Here is a 21,054-nt window from a genome sequence, read left to right on the forward strand (position 1 = left end):
GCATCCGTGAGAAGTCAATAAGGCTCCTTCGTTAACAAAGCTTCGTCTGAATAAAAACCATCACCCGAGGCAAAGAAGAAGCTCATGCTATTGACTTTAAAAGTTAAAAACCTCACGGATTCAGGGGTCGATAACTACCTCCACCGTCGTGATGCCGTAGTAAAGGAGAGGTATATGTATCCCGTTCGTCATTGGGTTGTGCGACACGCGAGGTTCTTTGAGCGCATCTACCGAACATTCGAGCCGGTGATCGTCAAATTGCAGCCGCTTTGGAAGTCGATAGGCTACCAGCGCGCAGAAAAGCCGGTAAGTGTGGTGGAGAAGTTCAGCAAGGAGCTGCTGTTCGATTGCAAGATGTGTGGTCAGTGCATCCTCAGCTCCACCGGGATGTCTTGTCCCATGAACTGCCCCAAGTCGTTGCGCAACGGTCCTTGTGGTGGTGTACAGCAGAGCGGGAATTGCGAAGTTAATCCCGAGATGCGATGTGTCTGGGTCGAAGCCTGGGAAGGGAGTCAGAAAATGAAGGGCGGCGCACAGATCCATGTAGTGCAACTGCCAGTGGACCACAGTCTCAAGGGAAGCTCATCCTGGCTGCGTGTGGCGCGTAATGCTTCAGATACACAACAAGAACATGAGTGAGCTGAAATAGTGATGTAGACCTAGACCGCAATGGAGAAAAAACCGCCAGGCGGTCTGCTCTGCAAGACGGAAAAAACGAAAGACTTGTAACTACCATCTGGCGAGTCAACTAACAAACATCAATACACAAAGGCTTTCTAGTGAAAAAATTCGTGGACTACTCAAACCAATACGTACTCACCGTCAACTGCAAGACTGCACCGGGCATCGTTGCCGGCATCGCATCCTATCTGACAGAGCGCGGCGGCTATATCGCGGAACTCTCCCAGTTCGACGACAAGATCACCGACCAGTTCTTTTTGCGGACATTGTTCAACATCACCACTGACTCCAGCCATACTTTTCAAGACATCTACGACGGCTTCGATGTCCTGGCCGAAAAGCATGGCATAACGTGGAGCATGTACGACGCGAGTCTCCCGACAAAAGTATTGATCATGGTATCCAAGTTTGACCACTGCCTGGTTGATCTTCTTTACCGTTATAACAAGGGTGAATTGAATATAGAGATCACCGCGATCGTATCCAACCACATGGATCTTCAATCGATCGCTGAGCGTGAAGGCTTTCGTTTCATTTACCTACCGGTAACAGCAGAAACCAAAGCGGAAAAGGAGGCTGAGCTACTCGACATCATCAACGAGACAGGCACTGACCTGGTGGTACTGGCACGTTATATGCAAATACTGTCCGACAATCTCTGTCAGCATCTGCACGGCCGGGCCATCAACATCCATCACTCCTTCCTGCCAGGCTTTAAAGGTGCCAAACCTTATCATCAGGCATATGAGCGTGGTGTAAAGCTGATCGGCGCCACTGCGCACTATGTGACCGGCGATCTGGATGAAGGCCCGATCATCGAACAGTCCGTCTTGCCGGTGAGTCACGCCTACTACCCCGATGAACTCGTTTCCCTTGGCCGAGACACCGAAATGAGGGCGCTCGCCGGCGCCGTAAAACTGCACGCAGAAAACCGTGTATTAATCTCGGGCAACAAGACCATTATTTTCAAATAGAAACAGAGGTCATCATGGCTCAATTCATAGACGGAAAGCAGATTTCGGCTCAGGTGTTGCAAGAGGTTGCCTCTGAAGTCGAGTCGATCAGGGCCGAGCATGACATCGTGCCGACCCTGGCGGTCGTGCTGGTGGGAGAGGATCCCGCCAGCCAGGTGTATGTGAGAAACAAGGTGAAGCGGGCAACGGAGGCCGGGGTGGGTTCTATTGAGCACCGCCTCGATGCCGATACCACTCAGGATGCCCTGAATGAGCTGATCGACTCTCTAAACAATGATCCCGGTGTGCACGGCATCCTGGTGCAGCTGCCACTGCCACCGCAACTCGACGAGGATGAGGTGATAGCGTCCATCCATCCGGATAAAGATGTCGATGGCTTTCATCCACTGAATGTCGGGGCACTCGCTTCCGGGCGCCCCTCGCTCGTCCCGTGCACGCCACAGGGTTGCATGATCATGCTGCGTCAGGTCCATCCGGATCTCAGTGGTAAAAACGCGGTGGTGGTAGGACGCTCCAATATTGTGGGCAAGCCGATGGCTGCACTGCTGTTACAGGCGAACTGCACGGTCACTATTGCGCACTCACGAACGAAGAACATCGAAGCAGTGTGCCGCAATGCCGATATCGTTGTCGCCGCCGTTGGCCGGGCGAAGTTCATCGACGCCGACTGGATCACGCCGGGTGCCACGGTCATTGATGTCGGTATCAACGCCATTGATGTCGACGGCAAGAGAAAGCTCGTGGGTGATGTGGATTTTGAATCGGTCGCTCAGGTCGCCGGTGCCATTACGCCGGTGCCCGGTGGCGTGGGCCCGATGACGATAGCCTGCCTGCTGTTGAATACGACACGTGCCGCCAGGCATCAGTTGTCCTGACCGTTAGATCTGCCGCCGCTGGCACCAGGAAGGTGGCGACCCGCACCGAGGCCTCGATATTTCTGATCAAACCACCGGTGCTAACTAACGCACGCACGCTCAACGACCGACAAACTGAAAGGGAAATATAAAGTGAATAATAATCCCAACGACGACAGTGCCCATCAATCGGAACCCGGCGGCTCCCGGGGCATCCCGGCACCAGAAGGGCCGTCGAACCTCATCGATACCAATTACGTGATAGGCCAGGACAACTTCGCGACTACCAAGTTCGGCATCAGCGTCGACATACATGGCAAGGTCTTCACCATCTCTTCGCTGACGGTCCTGGCATTCGTGATCATCACGCTGGCGCTGCAGGACTACGTGGAGCCGATCTTCAATGCCGGCTTCACCTTACTGACCGTGAACCTGTCCTGGTTCTTTTTGCTGGCGGCTAACATCTTCTTGCTGCTCGCGTTCGTGCTGATCTTCACGCCCATGGGCCGGGTCAGGTTAGGCGGAGCCCATGCCAAGCCGGAATTCAGTTATATCGGCTGGTTTTCCATGCTGTTTGCCGCGGGCATGGGCATCGGCCTGATGTTCTACGGGATCTCCGAGCCGCTGACCCACTTCGGCAGCGCCATGGGCGGCATCACCGTGGAAAACGGGGTGCGCACCGACTGGGCACCACTGGGCGCCGCTGCGGGTGACCCGGCCGCCGCCGCCTCGCTGAGCCTGTCCGCCTCTATCTTCCATTGGGGCCTGCATGCCTGGGGAGTCTATGCCGTGGTGGCCCTGGCCCTGGCGCTGTTCGCCTTCAACAAGGGCCTGCCGCTGACCATGCGCTCGGTGTTCTATCCGGTCCTTGGAAAGCGCATCTGGGGCTGGCCAGGCCACGCTATCGACATTCTGGCCGTATTCGCCACTCTCTTCGGCCTGGCCACGTCGCTTGGCCTCGGCGCCACTCAGGCCGCAGCGGGCCTGGAATTCCTGTTCGGCATTCCCAACACCAATGTCACCATGGTGGTGCTGATCATCGGCATCTCCCTGGTCGCGCTGGTATCGGTCGTCGCCGGCGTCGAGAAGGGCGTGCAGCGACTCTCCCAGCTCAATATGGTGTTGGCCTTCCTGCTGCTGGCCTTCGTGATCGCCGTGGGCCCGACCCTGCTGATCGCCACCGGCTTCTTCGAGAACCTGGGCAGCTACCTGGTCAACCTGCCGGCGCTCTCCATGCCCTTCGGCCGTGAGGACGCCAACTTCAGCCAGGGCTGGACCACCTTCTACTGGGCCTGGTGGGTCTCCTGGGCACCGTTTGTCAGCATGTTCATCGCCCGGGTCAGCCGAGGCCGCACTGTCCGTGAATTCCTGATCGCCGTGCTGCTGGTGCCGTCGATTATCACGGTGCTGTGGATGAGCGCCTTAGGTGGCACAGCCATCGACCAGGTGATCACCGACAACTACCAGGGCGCCATGGCCGCGGCTCTTGAACTGCAGATGTTCGAGGTGTTCAGCCAGTTGCCTCTGTCCCAGATCACCTCCTTCATCGGCATCGTGCTGGTGATCGTGTTCTTCGTCACGTCCTCCGACTCCGGCTCGCTGGTGATCGACTCCATCACGGCCGGCGGCAAGATCGATGCGCCCAAGCCACAGCGTATCTTCTGGGCCCTCATCGAAGGTGCCATCGCCATCGCCCTGCTGCTGGGCGGCGGCCTGAACGCGCTGGCGACGGCGGTGATCGTTACCGCCCTGCCCTTCACCTTCGTCTTGCTGGTGGCGTGCTATGGCATGGTCAAGGGCCTGTGCGAGGAACATCGCGCCGTGAGGCTCGCGGAAACGTACTGACTGCGTCTTTCTTCCCTTCTTCGACGTCCCCACCTGGGGACGTCGTCGTTTCCGCTCTTCGCTCTGTCTATGTGGGAAGCATCTAGGTGGGAAGCGTCAACGATCCTGCGCCACCTGCAGCGAAAACGCTGGCAGGTCGCCAGCGTTTCCATTACCCGCTCGCGATGCCCTGCCTCTAGCTCAGCAGGGCCTCGGAGGATTCGGGATTGAGCTCTTTCGGGTCGTCGCGTCCCGGGTACCATGGCACGCGGCCCTCGAGCACGCCGGTGGCCTTGATGATCTCCGCCACGGTGTGTTCCTGGCGATAGGCCATGATGTGGGCACCGCTGACGCCCGGAATCTCACGGATCTCATTGAGCAGATCCATGCACAGCTGCTTGCCCTCCTCTTTCTGATTCTCCGCCCCCTCGAGTCGCGCGATCACCGCGTCCGGAATATGCACCCCGGGCACGTTGGCGCGGATCCAGCGGGCGCTGCGCGCCGAGGCCAGCGGCCCGATCCCGGGCAGGATGAAGACACGGTCTGGACCTTCCAGCAGGCCCAGGTCGTTCACCTTGAGCATGAATTCGCGCAACCGCTCGATATCGAAACAGTACTGGGTCTGGATGAACTGTGCGCCTGCGGCCACCTTCTTGGCCAGGCGATGCGGTCGCCAGTCCAGCGGCGGCACGAAAGGATTCTCGGCGGCACCGAGGAAAATCCGCGGGGGCACCGCGATGTGTCGCCCACTATCGAAGCGCTGTTCGTCGCGCATCGCCCTGGCGATCTCGAGCAGCGACATGGAGTCGAGGTCGAACACCGGCTTGGCCTGGGGATGGTCACCGGCCTGCACACCGTCACCGGTCAGACACAGCAGGTTGCAGGCGCCCATGGCCGCCCCACCGAGGATCTCACCCTGGATGGCGATGCGGTTTCGGTCACGGCACGAGATCTGCAGGATGGTGGCATAGCCGACCCGGGTCAGCAGCGAGCAGACGCCGACGCTGGACATGTGGCAGTTGGCGCCAGAGCCATCCGTCGCATTGATGGCATCGACGTAGCCATCGAAGATGGCCGCACGCTTGAGCACCTCTGCCGGGTCGGCAGAGTCCGGCGGGTCGATCTCGCTGGTAACGGCGAACTTGCCCGCCCGCAGCACACGCTCCAGTCGCCCGGGGGACACATGGCCGGGCAGGATCGGCAGGGAGTAGCCCGGTACGGGCTCGTCATCGAACTTCATTTTGTTGTCTCGCTCTTGGCGGTTGAAGAGGACGTACCATCCTGCTGGCGAACCACGCGAAGCCAGGAAGAGGTTCCCTCGAGGCGATAGTCGACCGGCAGTTGAACCGCATGGATGCGATCGCCGTGCTTCATCCGACGGCTTCCTTCCCAGGCATCGACCCAGACGCACATCATTTCCGGCTTCACCTCGCAGTGCCCATTGGCACGCACCCCGCCACAGGGGCCGTTGCGCAGTGACTTGGGACAGTTCATTGGACAGGACATGCCGGTATCAGAAAGAACGCACTGACCGCACATCTGGCAATCGAAGAGCGCTCCCTTGACGGCCTTTTCCACCGACCTCACCGGCGCCTCGATACGCTCGTAACCCAGTCGCCTCCACACCGGGGCGAGCTTGACCAGCACCGGCTCGAAGCGTCGATAGATCATCTCGAAGGCTCTGGAATGGCGAACCACCCAGCGACGCATCCTATACATGCCGTTGTCCTTCTTCGTTGAGAGGCGGTGTCCTCACTCTGCCTGAGCCGTCGTGGCGGACCCCAGGCGACAGGCCGCGTACTTGAACTCGGGAATCTTGCCGTCGGGGTCCAGCGCCGGGTTGGTCAGCAGGTTGGCCGCGGCCTCCACGTAGCAGAACGGCACGAATACCATGCCCTCCCTCATCAGCGGATCGACCCGCGCCTTGAGCGTGATCGCCCCACGCCGGGTGGTGATGGTCAGCGCTTCCCCGGGATGCAGTCCCAGTCGCAGCAGCTCACTCGGCGACACGCTGGCCACCGCTTCGGGCTCCAGGGCGTCGAGTACCTGGCTGCGTCGGGTCATGGATCCGGTATGCCAGTGCTCGAGCTGACGCCCGGTGATCAGCACCGTGGGGAAGGCCTCATCCACGGGCTCATCCGGCGGCAGCGGTCGGGTGGGGGCGAACTTCGCCTTGCCACCCGTTCGCGGGAAACTCTCGGAGAAGACCACATCGGCCCCGGGGGCATCCTCTGCCGGGCAGGGGTAGGTCACCGAGTTCTCGCGCTCGAGTCGCTCCCAGGTGATGTTGTCCAGCAACGCCATGCCCCGCTTCATCTCGGCGAACACCTCGCGGGGGTGGGCATAGTCCCAGGGCAGCCCGATACGCCGGGCGATCTCCTGCAGGATCCACCAGTCGGGCCGTGCCTCACCGGGCAGCGCCACGGCGGCGCGGCCGAGCTGCACCTGGCGATTGGTATTGGTCACCGTGCCGTCCTTCTCCACCCAGCTCGAGGCCGGCAGGATGACGTCGGCGAACTGGGCCGTCTCGGTGACGAACAGATCCTGCACCACCAGGTGCTCGAGCCTGGCCAGCGCTCCGCGTGCATGGTGGAGGTCGGGATCGGACATCGCCGGGTTCTCGCCCTGGATATACATGCCCTTGATCTGGCCTGCGTGAATCGCATCCATGATCTCCACCACGGTGAGCCCGGGTCTTTCCTCGAGCTTCGTGTTCCACAGTTCCTCGAAGGCGGCGCGAATCTGGGCGTCGCCGACCGGCTGGTAGTCCGGCAGCACCATGGGGATCAGCCCGGCATCCGAGGCGCCCTGGACGTTGTTCTGGCCACGCAGCGGGTGCAGGCCAGTGCCGGGGCGGCCGGTCTGGCCGCAGGCCAGCGCCAGCGAGATCAGGCAGCGGGCGTTGTCGGTGCCGTGCACGTGCTGGGAGATGCCCATGCCCCAGAAGATCATCGCCTTATCGGCGGTGGCGTACTCTCGGGCGATCTCGCGAATGGTGTCGGGGTCGATGCCACAGAGCCCGCTCATCGCTTCAGGGGTCATGTCGCTCACATGGGCCTTGAGTGCCTCGAAGCCCTCGGTGTGCTCGGCGATGTAGGCCTCGTCGTACAGGCCTTCGCCGACGATCACGTTGAGCATGGCGTTGTAGAGCGAGACGTCGCCGCCCGGGGTGAAGCGCACGCTGCGGTGGGCGTAGGCATCCAACGCCTGACCGCGGGGATCGAGGATGATCAGCCTGGTGCCGTTTCTGGACGCCTGCTTGAAGTAGGTGGCCGCCACCGGATGATTGATGGTCGGGTTGCAACCGGTGAGGATCACCACGTCGGCCTCGAGGGCCTGCATGAAGGAAGCCGTCACGGCGCCCGAGCCGATGCACTCCATCAACGCGGCCACTGAGCTGGCATGACATAGCCGGGTGCAGTGGTCGACATGGTTGGAGCCGAAGCCGGTGCGCACCAGCTTCTGGAACAGCCAGGCCTCCTCGTTGGAGCATTTGGCGCTGCCGAAACCGGCCAGGGCGTCGGGGCCATGCGCCGCCTTCAGGTCCACCAGCCCCCCGGCGGCCAGATCCAGCGCCTCCTCCCAGCTCGCTTCAACGAAGTGGCTCAGCGGTCGCGCCGGGTCGAAGTCGGGGTCGAGCCCCTTGGGCACGCCGGGACGGCGGACCAGCGGGGTGGTCAGGCGTGAGGGGTGGCGAGGATAGTCGAAGCCGAAGCGGCCCTTGACGCATAGCCGGCCCTGATTGGAAGGACCATCACGTCCCTCGACGAAGAGGATCCGCTCGTCCTCGGCGTGCTGACCCTTGATGTGATAGGTGAGCTGGCACCCCACGCCGCAATAGGGGCAGACGGAGTCGACGGTACGATCGGCGATCTTCGAGTCGCCGCGCCCCGTGGCGTCGATCAGGGTCGCCGGCATCAGCGCCCCGGTCGGGCAGGCCTGGACGCACTCGCCGCAGGCCACGCAGGTGCTGTCGCCCATGGGGTCGTCGAAGTCGAAGACGACCTTCGAGGCCGCGCCGCGGTGGGCCAGGCCGATCACGTCGTTGCCCTGCACCTCGCGGCAGGCGCGCACGCAGAGGTTGCACTCGATGCAGGCATCGAGATTGACGTTCATGGCCGAGTGGGTGGTGTCGTGGCCGCCGGCATGGGGCAGGGACCCCGCCCGCTCGGCGACATGGTGGACGGTGGGCGCCTCTCGCTCGGCCCGCGCCGGCAGCCGCTCACGCACGGCGCCGGCGTCGATGGCCAGCAGGTCGGCCATCGCCCAGAAGTGGCTCGAGCGGTCGGGGCCAGCGTCGCGCTCGGGCTGGTCGGCGATCAGCAGCGCCATCACCCCTTCCCGGGATACGCGGGCCCGCTCGGAGGTGGCGCTCTTGACCACCATGCCGGGCGCCGCCTCGCGCAGGCAGCTCGCCGCCAGCACACGCTCGCCCTCCACTTCCACCATGCAGGCGCGACAGTTGCCGTCGGCCCGGTAGCCGGGGGCCTCCTTGAAGCACAGATGCGGAATGGTCTCGCCGGCGCGCTTGGCCACCTGCCAGAGAGTCTCGCCGGGATGGGCGTCGACCTCTGTGCCATCCAGGGTCAGGGTGAAGCTTTCCTTCACACTCGGTTCTGTCATGTTCATCTCCGCTACCCCCTGACGATCACGTGCTGGCCGGCGAGCTCGTCGCGAAAATCCTTGAGCAGCCCCAGCACCGGGTTGGGCGCCGCCTGGCCCAGCCCGCAGATCGAGGCGTCCATCATCACCTGCGAGAGTCGCTGGAGCTGCTCGACATCCCATTCGGGGCGCTCGACCAGGCTCAGCATCTTCTCGGTGCCGACCCGGCAGGGCGTGCACTGACCACAGGATTCATCGGCGAAGAAGGCCAGCAGGTTGGCTGCCACCGCGCGCAGCTCGTCCTGGTCGGAGATCACGATGACCGCGGCCGAGCCGATGAAGCAGCCCTCGGCCTGCAGGGTATCGAAGTCCAGCGGGATATCGGCCTTGCTGGCGGGCAGGATCCCCCCCGAGGCGCCGCCCGGCAGATAGCCGGCCAGGCGATGGCCGTCGGCCATGCCGCCCCCGTACTCCTCGATCAGCTCGTTCAGGGTGATGCCCGCCGGTGCCAGGTGAACGCCGGGGCGCTTGACCCGCCCCGAGAGGGAAAAGCTTCTCAGGCCACTGCGACCATGGCGACCGTGACCGGCGAACCAGTCGGCGCCCTTGTCCCAGATCTCGGGAATCCAATACACGGTTTCGACGTTGTTGACCAGGGTCGGGCGGCCGAAGAGCCCTTTCTGCGCGACGAAGGGCGGGCGATGGCGCGGCTTGCCCGGCTTCCCCTCCAGCGACTCGATCATCGCCGACTCCTCACCGCAGATGTAGGCCCCGGCTCCCCGGCGCAGCACGATATAGCCCGGCGTCGCGAGGCCCGCGGCCTCGAGCTCGGCGATCGCCTCGCCGAGCACCCGATGCAGGCCGGGGTATTCGTCACGCAGGTAGATATAGAGCGCACAGGCCTCCACCGCCCAGGCGCTGATCAGTGCCCCCTCGAGGAAGCGATGCGGTGCGCGCTCCAGATAATAGCGATCCTTGAAGGTGCCGGGTTCGCCCTCGTCGGCGTTGATCGCGCAATAGCGCGGACCCGGCTCCTGGCGCACGAACGTCCACTTCTTGAAGGTGGGAAAGCCGGCACCGCCCAGGCCGCGCAGGTTGGCCCGCTCGAGCGCTTCCATCAGTGTCTCGACCGTCACGCGGCCCTCGTGGCAGTCGGCGAGCAACCGATAACCGCCCTGCTCCCGGTAGCCATCGAGGCGTTGCCAGTGAATCGCCTCGGGTTGGAAGTGGCCGGTATCGACCACCGATTCGACGCCCTCGCGGGTGGCGTAGAGCACATGGTGATGCCCCACTTCCACTACCGGTGCGGTATCGCAGCGGCCCATACAGGGCGCCCTCACCACGCGCACCGCCTGAGGATCGACACCGGCTTCCAGTTCCGCCTTGAGCGTCGCGGCACCGGCCAGCTGGCATGACAGCGAGTCGCAGACCCTCACCGTCACCTCCGGCGGCGGCGCCTGGTCGTCATGCACCACGTCGAAGTGGGCATAGAAGGTCGCCGTCTCGTAGACCGCCGCCATGGGCAGGTCCATGTAGGTGGCCAGCGCCCGAAGGCTCACCAGCGACAGGTGATCATGGGCATCCTGGATGGCGTGCAGGTGCTCGATCAGCAGGTCTCGGCGCTGCCGCCCAGGGTCGCGGCGTTCGTCACCGAGCAGCTGGCGCAGCGCGGCCAGGGCGACCGGGGGCAGGTCACGGCCACGTGGTTTGCCGCGGAAACGACGCTGGGGAGTGAGGGTCTCGACGGTCATGGCGGGCTCGTTGTTCTCGGTGGACGTTTGCCTACCTGCGTGTTCGCTCTCGTTCTGGGCAGGGGCGGTGGGCTGTTCGACGCTTGGTTCCTGAGCGATTCAGTCCGACGGGCCGGTCTCGAGCCGCTGGCGCAGCTGGAACTTCTGGATCTTCCCCGTCGAGGAGGTGGGCAGCGGGCCAAAGACGACCTTCTTGGGCACCTTGAAACGGCTGATATTCTCCCGGCAGAAACCGATCAACTCGCCTTCGCTCAGCTCGCTGCCAGGGCGCAGCTGGACGAAGGCGGCGGGAACTTCGCCCCACTTGGCATCCGCCATCGCCACGACCGCCACCTGTTCGACATCGGCGTGCCGCTGGATGATGTCCTCGACCTCCAGTGAGGAGATGTTTTCCCCGCCCGAGATGATCACGTCCTTCAGCCGATCACGAATCTTTATGTAGCCATCCGGCTCCATCACCGCCAAGTCACCGGAGTGGAACCAGCCGCCGGCGAAGGCTTCACGGGTGGCGGCTTCGTTTCGCAGGTAGCCCTTCATGACGATATTGCCGCGGAACATGATCTCGCCAACAGTCTGGCCGTCGGCGGGGACGGGGTCCAGCGTGACCGAGTCGAGCACCGCGATGCTTTCCTGCAGTGGATACGTCACGCCCTGACGGCCATTGAGCCGGACCCGCTCCTCCAGGGGAAGCTGATCCCAGCCATCCTGTTTGACGCAAATCGAGGCGGGCCCATAGGTCTCCGTCAGGCCGTAAACGTGGGTGAGTTCGATGCCGATCTTTTCCATCCGCTTGAACACGGATGCAGGCGGCGCCGCACCGGCGATCAGCCCGGAGACCCTGTGCTCGATCATCGCCTGCGACGCATCGGCCGCATCGGCGATCATGGCGTGGACGATGGGGGCTCCGCAGAAATGGCTCACCCCGTGCTGCCCGATCAGCTTGAGAATCTGCTCGGGGTCCACGCGCCGCAGGCAGACGTTGGTACCGCCGATGGCCGCCAAGGTCCACGGGAAGCACCAACCGTTGCAGTGAAACATCGGCAGGGTCCACAGGTAGACCACCGAGGCGGGAAGGTTCCAGGCCAGCACGTTGCTGGTCGCGTTCAGGTAGGCGCCGCGATGGTGGGTGACGACCCCCTTGGGGTTGCCGGTGGTGCCCGAGGTGTAACCCAGCGCAATCGCGTCCCACTCGTCGGCGGGTAACTGCCACTCCTCCCACACCGGCTGATCGGCCAGCAGCGTCTCGTAGTCGAACTCACCGATGGCGCGCTCAACGCCCTGGCTCGGATCAGGCACGTTGATCACCGTGGGCGCCGGCCCTTCCAACCGGGCCAGGGCCTTTTCGACCACGTCAACGTACTCAGGATCCACCAGCAGCAGGCGCGAGCGGCTATGTTCGAGAATAAAGGCCACCGCCTCCGGATCGAGGCGGATGTTGATCGCATTCAACACGGCGCCCACCATGGGTACGCCGAAGTGAGCTTCGTACATGGCGGGGACATTCGGCAGCATGACGGCCACCGTATCGCCTCTGTTGACGCCGAATTGCCTCAACATGGAGGCTAGTCGACAGCAGCGGGCATAGGTCTGCTGCCAACTGTAACGGGTCTCGTTGTAGATCAGCGCCGTCCTGTCGGGATATACGGCGGCCGCCCGTCTGATGAAGCTCAAGGGTGAAAGCGAGACATAATTCGCCGCATTTTTCTCGAGAGCATCATTGTAATGGCAGGTTTCACTCATGGTCTTACCCCTGTTATTTTTTAAGTAAGGGTTTGCAATCCAACCTTTCAATCGGCGCGACGGCCGTACCAAGCCATTAGCTGTTCATCTGTCATCACCCCTATCACTCACCATCCCTATCAATCACCATTCCTATCAGTCGCTCCCCCTATCAACGGCCACGCGTCCATAGGAACCACGGCCTGACCGGCACTACGGCTATCTGCCGCGAACCGTGGCGCTAGCGGCCCGGCTGTTCCCAGACGGGTTTGCGCTTGGCAAGAAAGGCATCGATTCCCTCGCCTGCGTCCGGGCTCATCATGTTCTCGGCCATCACGTTGCCGGCAAAGTCGTAGGCGTCGGCCAACGCCATCTGACGCTGAGGATGAAACATGGCCTTGCCAAAGCGCACGGCCGCAGGACTCTTGCCAAGGATCGTCTCCACCTTATCGGCCACGGCGGCATCCAGATCGGCATCCGCGACGACGGCACTCACCAGCCCCCACTCCAATGCCGTATCCGCATCGATAAATTCTCCGGTCACCAGCATGTCGAACGCCCGCTTGGGAGAAACGCTGCGTGACAGCGCCACGGCGGGGGTCGAGCAGAACAGGCCCACGTTGATGCCCGATACCCCGAAGCTGGACGATTGGGCGGCGATGACCAGATCGCAGCTGGCCGCCAACTGGCACCCCGCCGCCACGGCCATGCCCTGGACCTGGGCGATAACCGGCACCGGCAGCGCGACGACACTCTTCATCACCCGGCTGCAGTTGCGAAACAGCTCCTGGTAATAGGAATGGTCGGGATTTGCACGCATCTCCCGCAGGTCATGGCCGGCGCAAAACCCTCGCCCTGCACCTTTGATCACCACACAGCGGACAGCGGGATCGGCGGCGATCGCATCCAACTCTTGCTGCAATGAGGCAAGCACTGCTTCGGAGAGCGTGTTGAATTTATCCGGTCTATTCAACGTGAGATAGACGGCCCCTTCCTTGTCATCCCTGAGAAGAACACTTTCTGGAGACTGACTGTTATTCATAAATGACTCCCGCCAGAGATGGCTGATTAACTGCTCTTTATCGTCACCTCGGCGGTGATCGAGTGACGCTAGGAAAAGTGCCGCTAGCCCCCAGCATGGATACTGGATATCTTTTCCCGACATCATGGCTGCGCCGAAGGTGATCTAGGGGGACAGCACGACACCTATCGCCTCCGTCCCTTTTTTCGTTTCGCTCCGGGTAGCCGACTGAGCTATCTTTCTTTGCCAGCTTCGCCAGCGGATGACGAGCCGACAGGCCGACTCGGAGAGGCATCCTGCCTCACGATACCTTCAGCGTAAGTGATCCAGGAAAGCCTTGGAAAGCGACGATTTCTAAGCCGCTGGATTAGCCTGGCTAACGCGAAGACACCCGGCAACGGCGATGATTGCCTGGGTGCACCACCCACCTTCACTCCCTATTCCCCGCGGGCCGCCAGCCAACCCACATGGATTACGAAAAATAAGCCAAACACTTAGAAACTCTCGCTTTACCGCTGGATCGCCTCACGAGTAGCTTGTATCTGGTAAATGGCCTCCAGACCGTCACACTGCAAACCACGACAACTTTTACACCTATACACCTAGCTCGACAGGCGTTAACAGCCTGGACAGCGACCATAGCCAAGCGCGACGACGTCCCCCATCACGGCACGCCTGGAAAAACCAGGCACCTGGAACATGAGGCGCCCCATGAGCGAATCCACGATGAAAACCATTAATGTTGAATACGCGATCATCGGTGCCGGCACCTCTGGACTTGGCGCCTACTCTAAGATCAGTCGCAAGACTGACAGCGTGTTGATGATCCAGGACGGTCCCTACGGGACGACCTGCGCGCGGGTCGGCTGCATGCCCAGCAAGTTGCTGATCACCGCGTCCGATTACGCGCACCACCTGACCACCAGCGATTTCTTCGGCGTGTCATCCGAAGGTCACGTGGATGGACACAAGGTGTTCGAAAGATTGCGCCGAGAGCGAGATCAGCGCTTTGTCGCCAACAATCTTCGCTACGTCGACAAGATCCCGCCCCATCACAAGCTCGAGGGGCGCGCCAGGTTTATCGGACCGGGCCACCTCAGGGTAGGCGACTCCGTCGAAGTCAAAGCGGAAAAGTTCATCCTCGCCTGCGGCTCCAGGCCGGCGGTGAGCCAGGTGTTCGAGCCCGTCATGGAACGCGTACTCACCAGTGATACGGTATTTGAGCTGGAGGACCTTCCCCACTCGATAGCGGTGATCGGTATGGGCGTTATCGCACTGGAACTGGGGCAGGCACTCCACCGGCTCGGCGTCGACACGACCATCTACGGCCGCTCCGGAAAGATCAACGCCCTCACCCACCCGGACATGCAGCAGGAAGCGCTCGATATCCTCAGCGCCGAACTGGATATCTACCCCAGCGGCCAGGTGGTAAGCACGTGGCAAGATGCTGAAGGTGCCTGGATCGAGTTTGAACAGCCGAACGGCCAGCGGGTCACCAAGGTGTTCGACAGGGTACTGGTCGCCACGGGGAGGATCTCCAATGTTGATCAGCTGGGGATGGAGCATACCGGCGCGGAATTCACCGAAGCGGGCAAGGTCGTATTCGACCCGCAGACGATGCTCTGCTCCGACTCCCCCATTTTCATCGCCGGCGATGCGTCCGAATACCTGCCGGTGTGGCATGAAGCCTTCGATGAGGGGCGTATCGCCGCCGATAACGCCTTGAACTACCCGGACCCGGTGCCAGTGGACCGTAGGCCGCCATTGATGGTGTTCTTCACCGACCCTCAGATCGCCATCATCGGGCAGAGCTTTCGGGAACTTGAAGGCCTGGAGATCGTGATAGGAGAGCTACCCTTTGCCAGCCCCCGTCATGTGGTATGGAACAAGGTCGAGGGACGTATTCAGGTCTATCTGGACGCGCGCACCGGCGTGATCCTGGGGGCCGAGCTGCTTGGCTACCAGGCCGAACACCTGGCGCACCTGCTTGCCCTGGCCATCACCCACAGCATGACCGCCGAGCAGGTACTGATGATGCCGGTCTATCACCCCAGTGCCGAAGAGCTGTTAAGGGATGTGCTGATCGATGCCAGGGAGAAGCGTCGGGTCTATGCGGCTGAAACCATGATTCATTCAAACTCGGTCCCGGCATACTCATAAAACAGCCCTGAAAATGGTGAATGGCATCTTCTCTGTAAGTCGTTAATGTCTGCGACCAACCTGATTCGAGAGGGCCATTCGCTATGATCGCCGCGCTTGGTGGCCACCTCGGCCATCCACGCAATCTGCGGCGTGTCTGCCGCCTCCTGTGGCTCACGAAACCTTTTGACACGTCAACAATAAAAACATGTACTTATCGATATAAAAGGCGTTCAACTCATGAGCTCTAGCATGATCCCGACCGGCTTGAACCAGCTGCTGGTAGCGTCTGCTATAGTACTGTACAGCGGGAATGAGTTCCTTGCGTGCGAGAACCTCGGCAACCACTGTAAATCGAATCACTGATCTACCCTGGCGTGCTGCATCTTCATCCTAGCTCATACTCCCGGTCAATATTCCCTTCAGATTGTTCTCGATCTCAAGGCGCAGTATCTAACATCGGAACATACCTCCGCCTTACTCCTGAGCCAGCGCCTACGCTGGGTGTCACAATGGAGGATCAGAACAAATGAGAAAAATCGCCATCGATGCTGCAGACATCCGCATTCTTTGCGCAGTGCAACATCACGGCCATCTCAGCAAAATAAGACTTTCAGAGATCGTCAATCTTTCCCCGACACCGTGCTGGATTCGTTTCAACCGATTAAGGGAAGCCGGGTTGATACGCGGATACTATGCGGACATCGCGCTCGATAAGATCGCAGATGTCACCAGGGTTATTGTTACCGTTTCACTCAAGGAGCATCGGAAGTCGGTCTTTGAGCGTTTCGAGAATCACATCAAACAGGTAGACGAGATCATCGAATGCACGGCGACGGGAGGAGGAATGGATTACATCTTGAAAGTCGTGACGCTTAGTCTCCCCGCTTTTCAGGATGTGATGGATGAACTTCTTTCAGCGGATTTAGGAATCGAACGCTACATGACCTACATCACCACCAGAGAGATCAAATCTTCTCAACTCAACATTACCAACCTGACGACCAGCCCAAACAACTGAATCGAAAGAAGCTTTTTTCGGCTCTTCGTCACACCAGATGGATCTTGTGTGGCCCAGCATGCACACACGCCAGCGTGGTTACTGCAAAGCGCAGGGCGCGGCCGCCGACCATAGCGCCCTGTAACCTCACCTCACTCTCTTCGCTTCATGCTGATCGCGCCGCCAGCACCTGCTCTAGCTCCTGCCGATAGGCCGCCTCGTGACATGCCGGGTCGGCGGGGAAGCGGCCGAGTTCGACGGCCAGCTCGAAGAACCCCAGACGGGGCAGCTCGCCCCGACGGCTGACCACCAGGGCGGCGATCAGCGGGCGCCCGGCGGCCACATCGTCACGCATCAGCGCCTCAAGGGCCAAGGCGACACGCTGGACGGTGCGCGGCGGCGAAAGTCCCAGCGCCTCGGCCGCCTGCTGGTAGGTAATCGGCACGCCCTCGTCAGGCAGGCTCGTCAGCAGCTCACGCAGGCGCGCGGCCAGCTTGGGGTCGGGCATCGTCTGGGATCTGGGCGGAGAAATCATGGGTCGGCTCACTCGGTGGATGGGCTTCACGGGAATGCCGGAGAAGGCGCCAAGAGGCTTTTCACGGGTCGCCTGCATGGTAATCGCCGCACGGGAAGGCGTCGAAGGGCTGTCACCAGCAGTGCACGGGAGCTCTGCTACGCTGAGCGAGTCACTCCACCACTCAAGCGACTCGCGAGGCGAATCATGAAAAGGACTTACCGCATGAGCAGGACCGGCGCGCTGCCACGGATGGGCCTGGCGCTTGCCCTGGGTATCGTCGTGGCACTGGCCTCGGCGTCCGCGCTGGCCGTCAGCCCGGAGAAGATCAGCGCCGTCGAGGCGGCCCAGAACGTCACCCTGGGGCCTCGCCCGCTGTTCCTGATTCAAGACATGGACGAGGGCACCCAGCGCGAACGCCAGCTCAAGGAGACCCTGATGCGCTGCGCCGCCGGCACCGAGCAGTGGCAGCGCCGGGACTTCTCGATCGGCCATCGCGGGGCGGCCATGCAGTTCCCCGAACACACCCGCGAATCGTACCTGGCGGCGGCGCAGATGGGCGCCGGCATCGTGGAGTGCGATGTGACTTTCACCGAGGAGAAGGCGCTGGTGTGTCGCCACTCCCAGTGCGACCTGCACGCCACGACCAACATCCTCGAGACGGAGCTGGCCAATCAGTGCAGCGTGCCGCCGGCCTTCGATCCCGAAACCGGCGCGCTGACCAATGCCGAGGCGATCCAGTGCTGCACCAGTGACATCACGGTGTCCGAGTTCAAGAGCCTGGAGGGCCGCATGGACGGCGTGAACACCGAGGCCAGTAGCCTCGCGGGCTATCTCGACGGCACGCCCGGCTGGCGCACCGACCTCTACGCCACCCGCGGCACCCTGATGACCCACGCAGAGAGCATCGAACTGTTCCGGTCGCTTGGCGTGCGCATGACGCCGGAGCTCAAGGCGCCGGGCGTGCCGATGCCCTTCGATGGCATGAGCCAGGCCGACTACGCCCAGAAGATGATCGATGAGTACAAGGACGCCGGCGTGGCGGCCGAGGACGTTTTCCCGCAGTCGTTCAACCTGGATGACGTGCGCTACTGGATCGACAACGCGCCCGAGTTCGCCGGTCAGGCGGTCTACCTGGATGGCCGCTACGATGACGAGACCTTCGACCACCGTGATCCGGCGAGCTGGGCGCCGAGCATGGATGCGCTCGCCGAGCAGGGCGTGAAGATCCTCGCTCCGCCGATGTGGATGCTGCTCGAGGCCCGCCCCGAGGCCGGAGAGAACGAGGAGCGTATCGTGCCCTCGGTCTATGCCGAGCGTGCCAAGGCGGCCGGACTCGAGCTGATCGCCTGGACCTTCGAGCGTTCCGGCCCCCTCAGCGAGGACGGCGAGTGGTACCACCAAAGCGTCGATGCGGTCGTCGACAACGAAGGCGACAAGCTGCTGGTGCTGGACGTGCTGGCCAAGGATGTGGGGATCATGGGCCTGTTCTCGGATTGGCCGGCGACCGTGACCCTCTACGACAACTGCCTCGATCCCGAGCCCGCTACCTGACGCCACCACGAGGATCGACATGACGTCACACCGCTCGCTTTCCACCCATAGAGGCCAGGGAGTGGCCTTCAAGGTGGCCATCGCCGGGGGCATCCTGGCCTGCCTGGCCGCGCTGTCCATGGCCGGGGCCGGGCCGACCTTCCGCCTGGAGATGCTCTCGCTCGGCGAGGCCTTCAGCATGCTGCGCTACGGGGCCTTCGTCGCCCTCGCCGCCGCTGGGCTGGGCGCGGTGAGCCTGCTCATCGCCGCCTTCACCCGCCGCGCGCTGCCGGCAGTGCTCGGCTCGCTGGTGATCCTGGCCGGCCTGGCGCTGGTCGCGGTGCCCTGGCTTCAGATCGATCAAGCGCGCTCGGTGCCGCCCATCCACGATATCACCACCGATCTCGAGGATCCGCCCGCCTTCGAGGCACTGGTCGAGGCGCGCAAGGCCGCGCCCAACGCCGTGGCCTACCCCGGCGAGACAACCGCGAAGCAGCAGCGCGAGGGGTATCCGGCGCTCGGCCCGCTGGTGCTAAAGGCGCCGCTCTCGGAGGTGCAGGAAGCCGTCGAGGCCGAGGCTCGCGAGGCCGGCTGGGAGATCGCCGCGGTAAGCGACAGCCGGCTCGAGGCCACCGACACGACCTTCTGGTTCGGCTTCAAGGACGACGTGGTGATCCGCCTGCGCGAAACGGCCGACGGCGTTCGGGTGGACATGCGCTCCGCCTCGCGGCTCGGCACCAGCGACGTGGGCACCAATGCGTCGCGTATCCGGGCCACCCTCGACGCCCTGGAGGCGCGAGTGAGCGGCTGAGCCGGCACACAGCCCCTCCAGAAGCGACACGTGCGAGCGGCGGCCCTGGGCCGCCGCTCTCATGCCGTAAGGGCTTGTGCGAGGCTCACTTCATCTCGAAACCGCGCTCGACCAGGAGCTCGCCCATGTGCGGGCGTAGCTTGGTATCGAGCTCGGTATCGAACTTGGTATTGAACAAGGGGGGTGAAGTCGTCGGCGTGCCGGCCAACGGCAGCAGGTCGGCATGGCATTGCTTTCTTCCCATCAGCCTGAGCTGTACCTTGGGCACCATCGAATCGCAATTACAGGGATGACTGTTCCATGCTGACGAGACACCCTCCGCTTCCCGATCCTCGCGTCTGGCGGTTCGCCCTTGTGCTGATCATGGCGATGCTGCTGGCAGGCTGCGGCGTCAACAACATCCCCACCTACGACGAGCAGGTGAAGTCGGCCTGGGCGCAGGTGGAGAACCAGTACCAGCGGCGTGCGGACCTGGTGCCCAACCTGGTCGAGACGGTCAAGGGATTCGCCCGGCAGGAGCAGGAGACCCTGACCGCCGTGGTGGAGGCGCGGGCCAAGGCCACGTCCATCCAGATCGACGCCGAGTCGCTGGATGACCCGCAGAAGATGCGCCAGTTCGAGCAGGCCCAGCAGCAGCTCAGCGGGGCACTGAGCCGCCTGATGGCGGTGTCAGAGCGCTACCCCGACCTGAAGTCGAACCAGAACTTCCTGGCCCTGCAGTCGCAGCTGGAAGGCACCGAGAACCGTATCGCCGTGGCGCGGCGCGACTTCATCACCGCGGTGGAGCGCTACAACACCGAGCTTCGCACCTTCCCCGGCCGCCTGTGGCACAGCCTCCTCTACGACGAGATGACGCTTCGCGAGACCTTCGACGCCACGACCGAGAACGCCGACCAGGCCCCCCAGGTGGAGTTTGAATGATCGATCTTCTGCGCATTCCGCTATTAGCGCTGCTGCTGTCGGCGGCCCTTGGTCTTCAGGCACAGGACCTACAGGCCCAGGAAAGTGACGCCCGGCAGCTCGACTTTCCCGAGCTGACCGGCCGCGTGGTTGACCGGGCCGATCTGCTGGACCAGGCCACCGAATCCCGCCTGAGCGTGCAGCTGGCGGCGCACGAGGAGGCCACCACCGAGCAGCTGGTGGTGGCCACCCTGCCGGACCTGCAGGGCGTTACCATCGAGGAGTATGGCTATCAGCTGGGGCGCCACTGGGGCATCGGCCAGGAGGAGAAGGACAATGGCGCCCTGCTGATCGTCGCGCCGAAGGAGCGCAAGGTGCGTATCGAGGTCGGCTATGGCCTAGCCTGAATATTGCATCAGTATCGCGAGTTTGGCCTGGCGGGTGAGCAGGCCAGCTCTTCATGCTGGATGGCGCGAGAATCGCTCACTTTTTGATCGATTTCCCGCCTTCAAGACGCACTGCCCCCTACCCCCATTGTTTATCTCGTGCCGGGGACAGCACCCTGCCGGTCATCCCGGCACCAGTTTCTTGATCAGCTTGAGGAAGAGGTCTTGGTCGGGGTAGTGGCTACTCAGCATCAGCCGGACGCGCCGGGTATTGCGGATCACCACGCCACCGATCTTCAGCAACTTCAGGCGCAGGGTGGTGACCTGGGCCGTGGCGTATACCGT

Annotated in this window: 19 protein-coding genes; 10 read left to right on the forward strand and 9 right to left on the reverse strand. The window is 62.4% G+C overall.

The features are described 5' to 3' along the window. Positions 1–84 precede the first annotated feature (84 nt). The 4 genes from BM388_RS14270 (at position 85) to BM388_RS14285 (ending at position 4,354) form a co-directional block, all read left to right on the forward strand. On the forward strand, positions 85–639 hold the full coding sequence (locus BM388_RS14270; RefSeq protein ID WP_245781562.1) for a methylenetetrahydrofolate reductase C-terminal domain-containing protein: 555 nt from the start codon (positions 85–87) through the stop codon (positions 637–639). A 140-nt stretch (positions 640–779) separates the two neighbouring features. After that, positions 780–1,655: a formyltetrahydrofolate deformylase gene (gene purU / locus BM388_RS14275; protein ID WP_089851327.1), complete on the forward strand. Its 876-nt coding sequence runs from the start codon at positions 780–782 to the stop codon at positions 1,653–1,655. A gap of 14 nt (positions 1,656–1,669) precedes the next feature. Continuing rightward, a complete protein-coding gene (folD, locus tag BM388_RS14280) occupies positions 1,670–2,530 on the forward strand; it encodes a bifunctional methylenetetrahydrofolate dehydrogenase/methenyltetrahydrofolate cyclohydrolase FolD (RefSeq protein ID WP_089851329.1) in 861 nt (286 codons plus the stop codon). A gap of 132 nt (positions 2,531–2,662) precedes the next feature. Continuing rightward, positions 2,663–4,354: a BCCT family transporter gene (locus tag BM388_RS14285; RefSeq protein WP_089851331.1), complete on the forward strand. Its 1,692-nt coding sequence runs from the start codon at positions 2,663–2,665 to the stop codon at positions 4,352–4,354. A 175-nt stretch (positions 4,355–4,529) separates the two neighbouring features. On the opposite strand, the gene BM388_RS14290 is transcribed toward BM388_RS14285, so the two are convergent. The 6 genes from BM388_RS14290 to BM388_RS14315 form a co-directional block, all read right to left on the reverse strand. Beyond that, complete coding sequence (locus BM388_RS14290) at positions 4,530–5,573, reverse strand: methylenetetrahydrofolate reductase (RefSeq protein ID WP_089851334.1); 1,044 nt, start codon at positions 5,571–5,573, stop codon at positions 4,530–4,532. After that, positions 5,570–6,004: a methylenetetrahydrofolate reductase C-terminal domain-containing protein gene (locus tag BM388_RS14295; protein WP_245781563.1), complete on the reverse strand. Its 435-nt coding sequence runs from the start codon at positions 6,002–6,004 to the stop codon at positions 5,570–5,572. The genes BM388_RS14290 and BM388_RS14295 overlap by 4 nt, the downstream gene beginning before the upstream one ends. 81 nt (positions 6,005–6,085) lie before the next feature. Further along, positions 6,086–8,956, reverse strand: a complete 2,871-nt coding sequence (gene fdhF / locus BM388_RS14300) for a formate dehydrogenase subunit alpha (RefSeq protein WP_175535106.1) — start codon at positions 8,954–8,956, stop codon at positions 6,086–6,088. Positions 8,957–8,967: 11 nt separating this feature from the next. After that, positions 8,968–10,686, reverse strand: coding sequence for an NADH-ubiquinone oxidoreductase-F iron-sulfur binding region domain-containing protein (locus BM388_RS14305; protein WP_089851340.1), 1,719 nt, complete (start codon positions 10,684–10,686; stop codon positions 8,968–8,970). 99 nt (positions 10,687–10,785) lie between these two features. Then, positions 10,786–12,426 carry an acyl-CoA synthetase gene (locus tag BM388_RS14310; protein ID WP_089851342.1) on the reverse strand — a complete coding sequence of 547 codons (1,641 nt, stop codon included), beginning with the start codon at positions 12,424–12,426 and terminating at the stop codon, positions 10,786–10,788. A 220-nt stretch (positions 12,427–12,646) separates the two neighbouring features. Then, positions 12,647–13,447, reverse strand: coding sequence for an enoyl-CoA hydratase (locus BM388_RS14315; RefSeq protein WP_089851345.1), 801 nt, complete (start codon positions 13,445–13,447; stop codon positions 12,647–12,649). A 690-nt stretch (positions 13,448–14,137) separates the two neighbouring features. On the opposite strand from BM388_RS14315, the gene BM388_RS14320 reads away from it, so the two are divergent. Beyond that, the gene (locus tag BM388_RS14320) at positions 14,138–15,586 is read left to right on the forward strand and encodes a dihydrolipoyl dehydrogenase (protein ID WP_175535107.1); all 1,449 of its coding nucleotides are present in this window, start codon (positions 14,138–14,140) and stop codon (positions 15,584–15,586) included. 508 nt (positions 15,587–16,094) lie between these two features. Then, positions 16,095–16,586: an Lrp/AsnC family transcriptional regulator gene (locus BM388_RS14325; protein ID WP_089851350.1), complete on the forward strand. Its 492-nt coding sequence runs from the start codon at positions 16,095–16,097 to the stop codon at positions 16,584–16,586. Positions 16,587–16,731: 145 nt separating this feature from the next. Here BM388_RS14325 and BM388_RS14330 read toward each other — a convergent pair whose 3' ends face one another. Next, the gene (locus tag BM388_RS14330; RefSeq protein ID WP_089851352.1) at positions 16,732–17,073 is read right to left on the reverse strand and encodes a hypothetical protein; all 342 of its coding nucleotides are present in this window, start codon (positions 17,071–17,073) and stop codon (positions 16,732–16,734) included. 231 nt (positions 17,074–17,304) lie between these two features. Between BM388_RS14330 and BM388_RS14335 the strand changes: the two genes are divergently transcribed. Together BM388_RS14335 and BM388_RS14340 are read left to right on the forward strand one after the other, a co-directional pair. Then, positions 17,305–18,633 carry a glycerophosphodiester phosphodiesterase family protein gene (locus BM388_RS14335; RefSeq protein ID WP_089851354.1) on the forward strand — a complete coding sequence of 443 codons (1,329 nt, stop codon included), beginning with the start codon at positions 17,305–17,307 and terminating at the stop codon, positions 18,631–18,633. Positions 18,634–18,652: 19 nt separating this feature from the next. After that, positions 18,653–19,423, forward strand: coding sequence for a DUF1499 domain-containing protein (locus tag BM388_RS14340; protein ID WP_089851356.1), 771 nt, complete (start codon positions 18,653–18,655; stop codon positions 19,421–19,423). Between the two features lie 85 nt (positions 19,424–19,508). Here BM388_RS14340 and BM388_RS17890 read toward each other — a convergent pair whose 3' ends face one another. Further along, positions 19,509–19,667 carry a hypothetical protein gene (locus BM388_RS17890; RefSeq protein ID WP_175535108.1) on the reverse strand — a complete coding sequence of 53 codons (159 nt, stop codon included), beginning with the start codon at positions 19,665–19,667 and terminating at the stop codon, positions 19,509–19,511. Positions 19,668–19,723: 56 nt separating this feature from the next. On the opposite strand from BM388_RS17890, the gene BM388_RS14345 reads away from it, so the two are divergent. Next, positions 19,724–20,344 (forward strand): LemA family protein, encoded by a 621-nt coding sequence (locus BM388_RS14345; RefSeq protein WP_089851358.1) that lies wholly within the window; start codon positions 19,724–19,726, stop codon positions 20,342–20,344. Beyond that, on the forward strand, positions 20,341–20,730 hold the full coding sequence (locus tag BM388_RS14350; RefSeq protein ID WP_089851360.1) for a TPM domain-containing protein: 390 nt from the start codon (positions 20,341–20,343) through the stop codon (positions 20,728–20,730). Before BM388_RS14345 ends, BM388_RS14350 begins: the two co-directional genes overlap by 4 nt. 162 nt (positions 20,731–20,892) lie before the next feature. Here the strand turns inward: BM388_RS14350 and BM388_RS14355 are convergent. Further along, a partial coding sequence (locus BM388_RS14355) for a transposase (RefSeq protein WP_175535109.1) occupies positions 20,893–21,054 on the reverse strand: 162 nt, incomplete at its 5' end.

The sequence above is a fragment of the Halomonas saccharevitans genome (genome assembly GCF_900116405.1).
Taxonomy (GTDB): domain Bacteria; phylum Pseudomonadota; class Gammaproteobacteria; order Pseudomonadales; family Halomonadaceae; genus Halomonas; species Halomonas saccharevitans.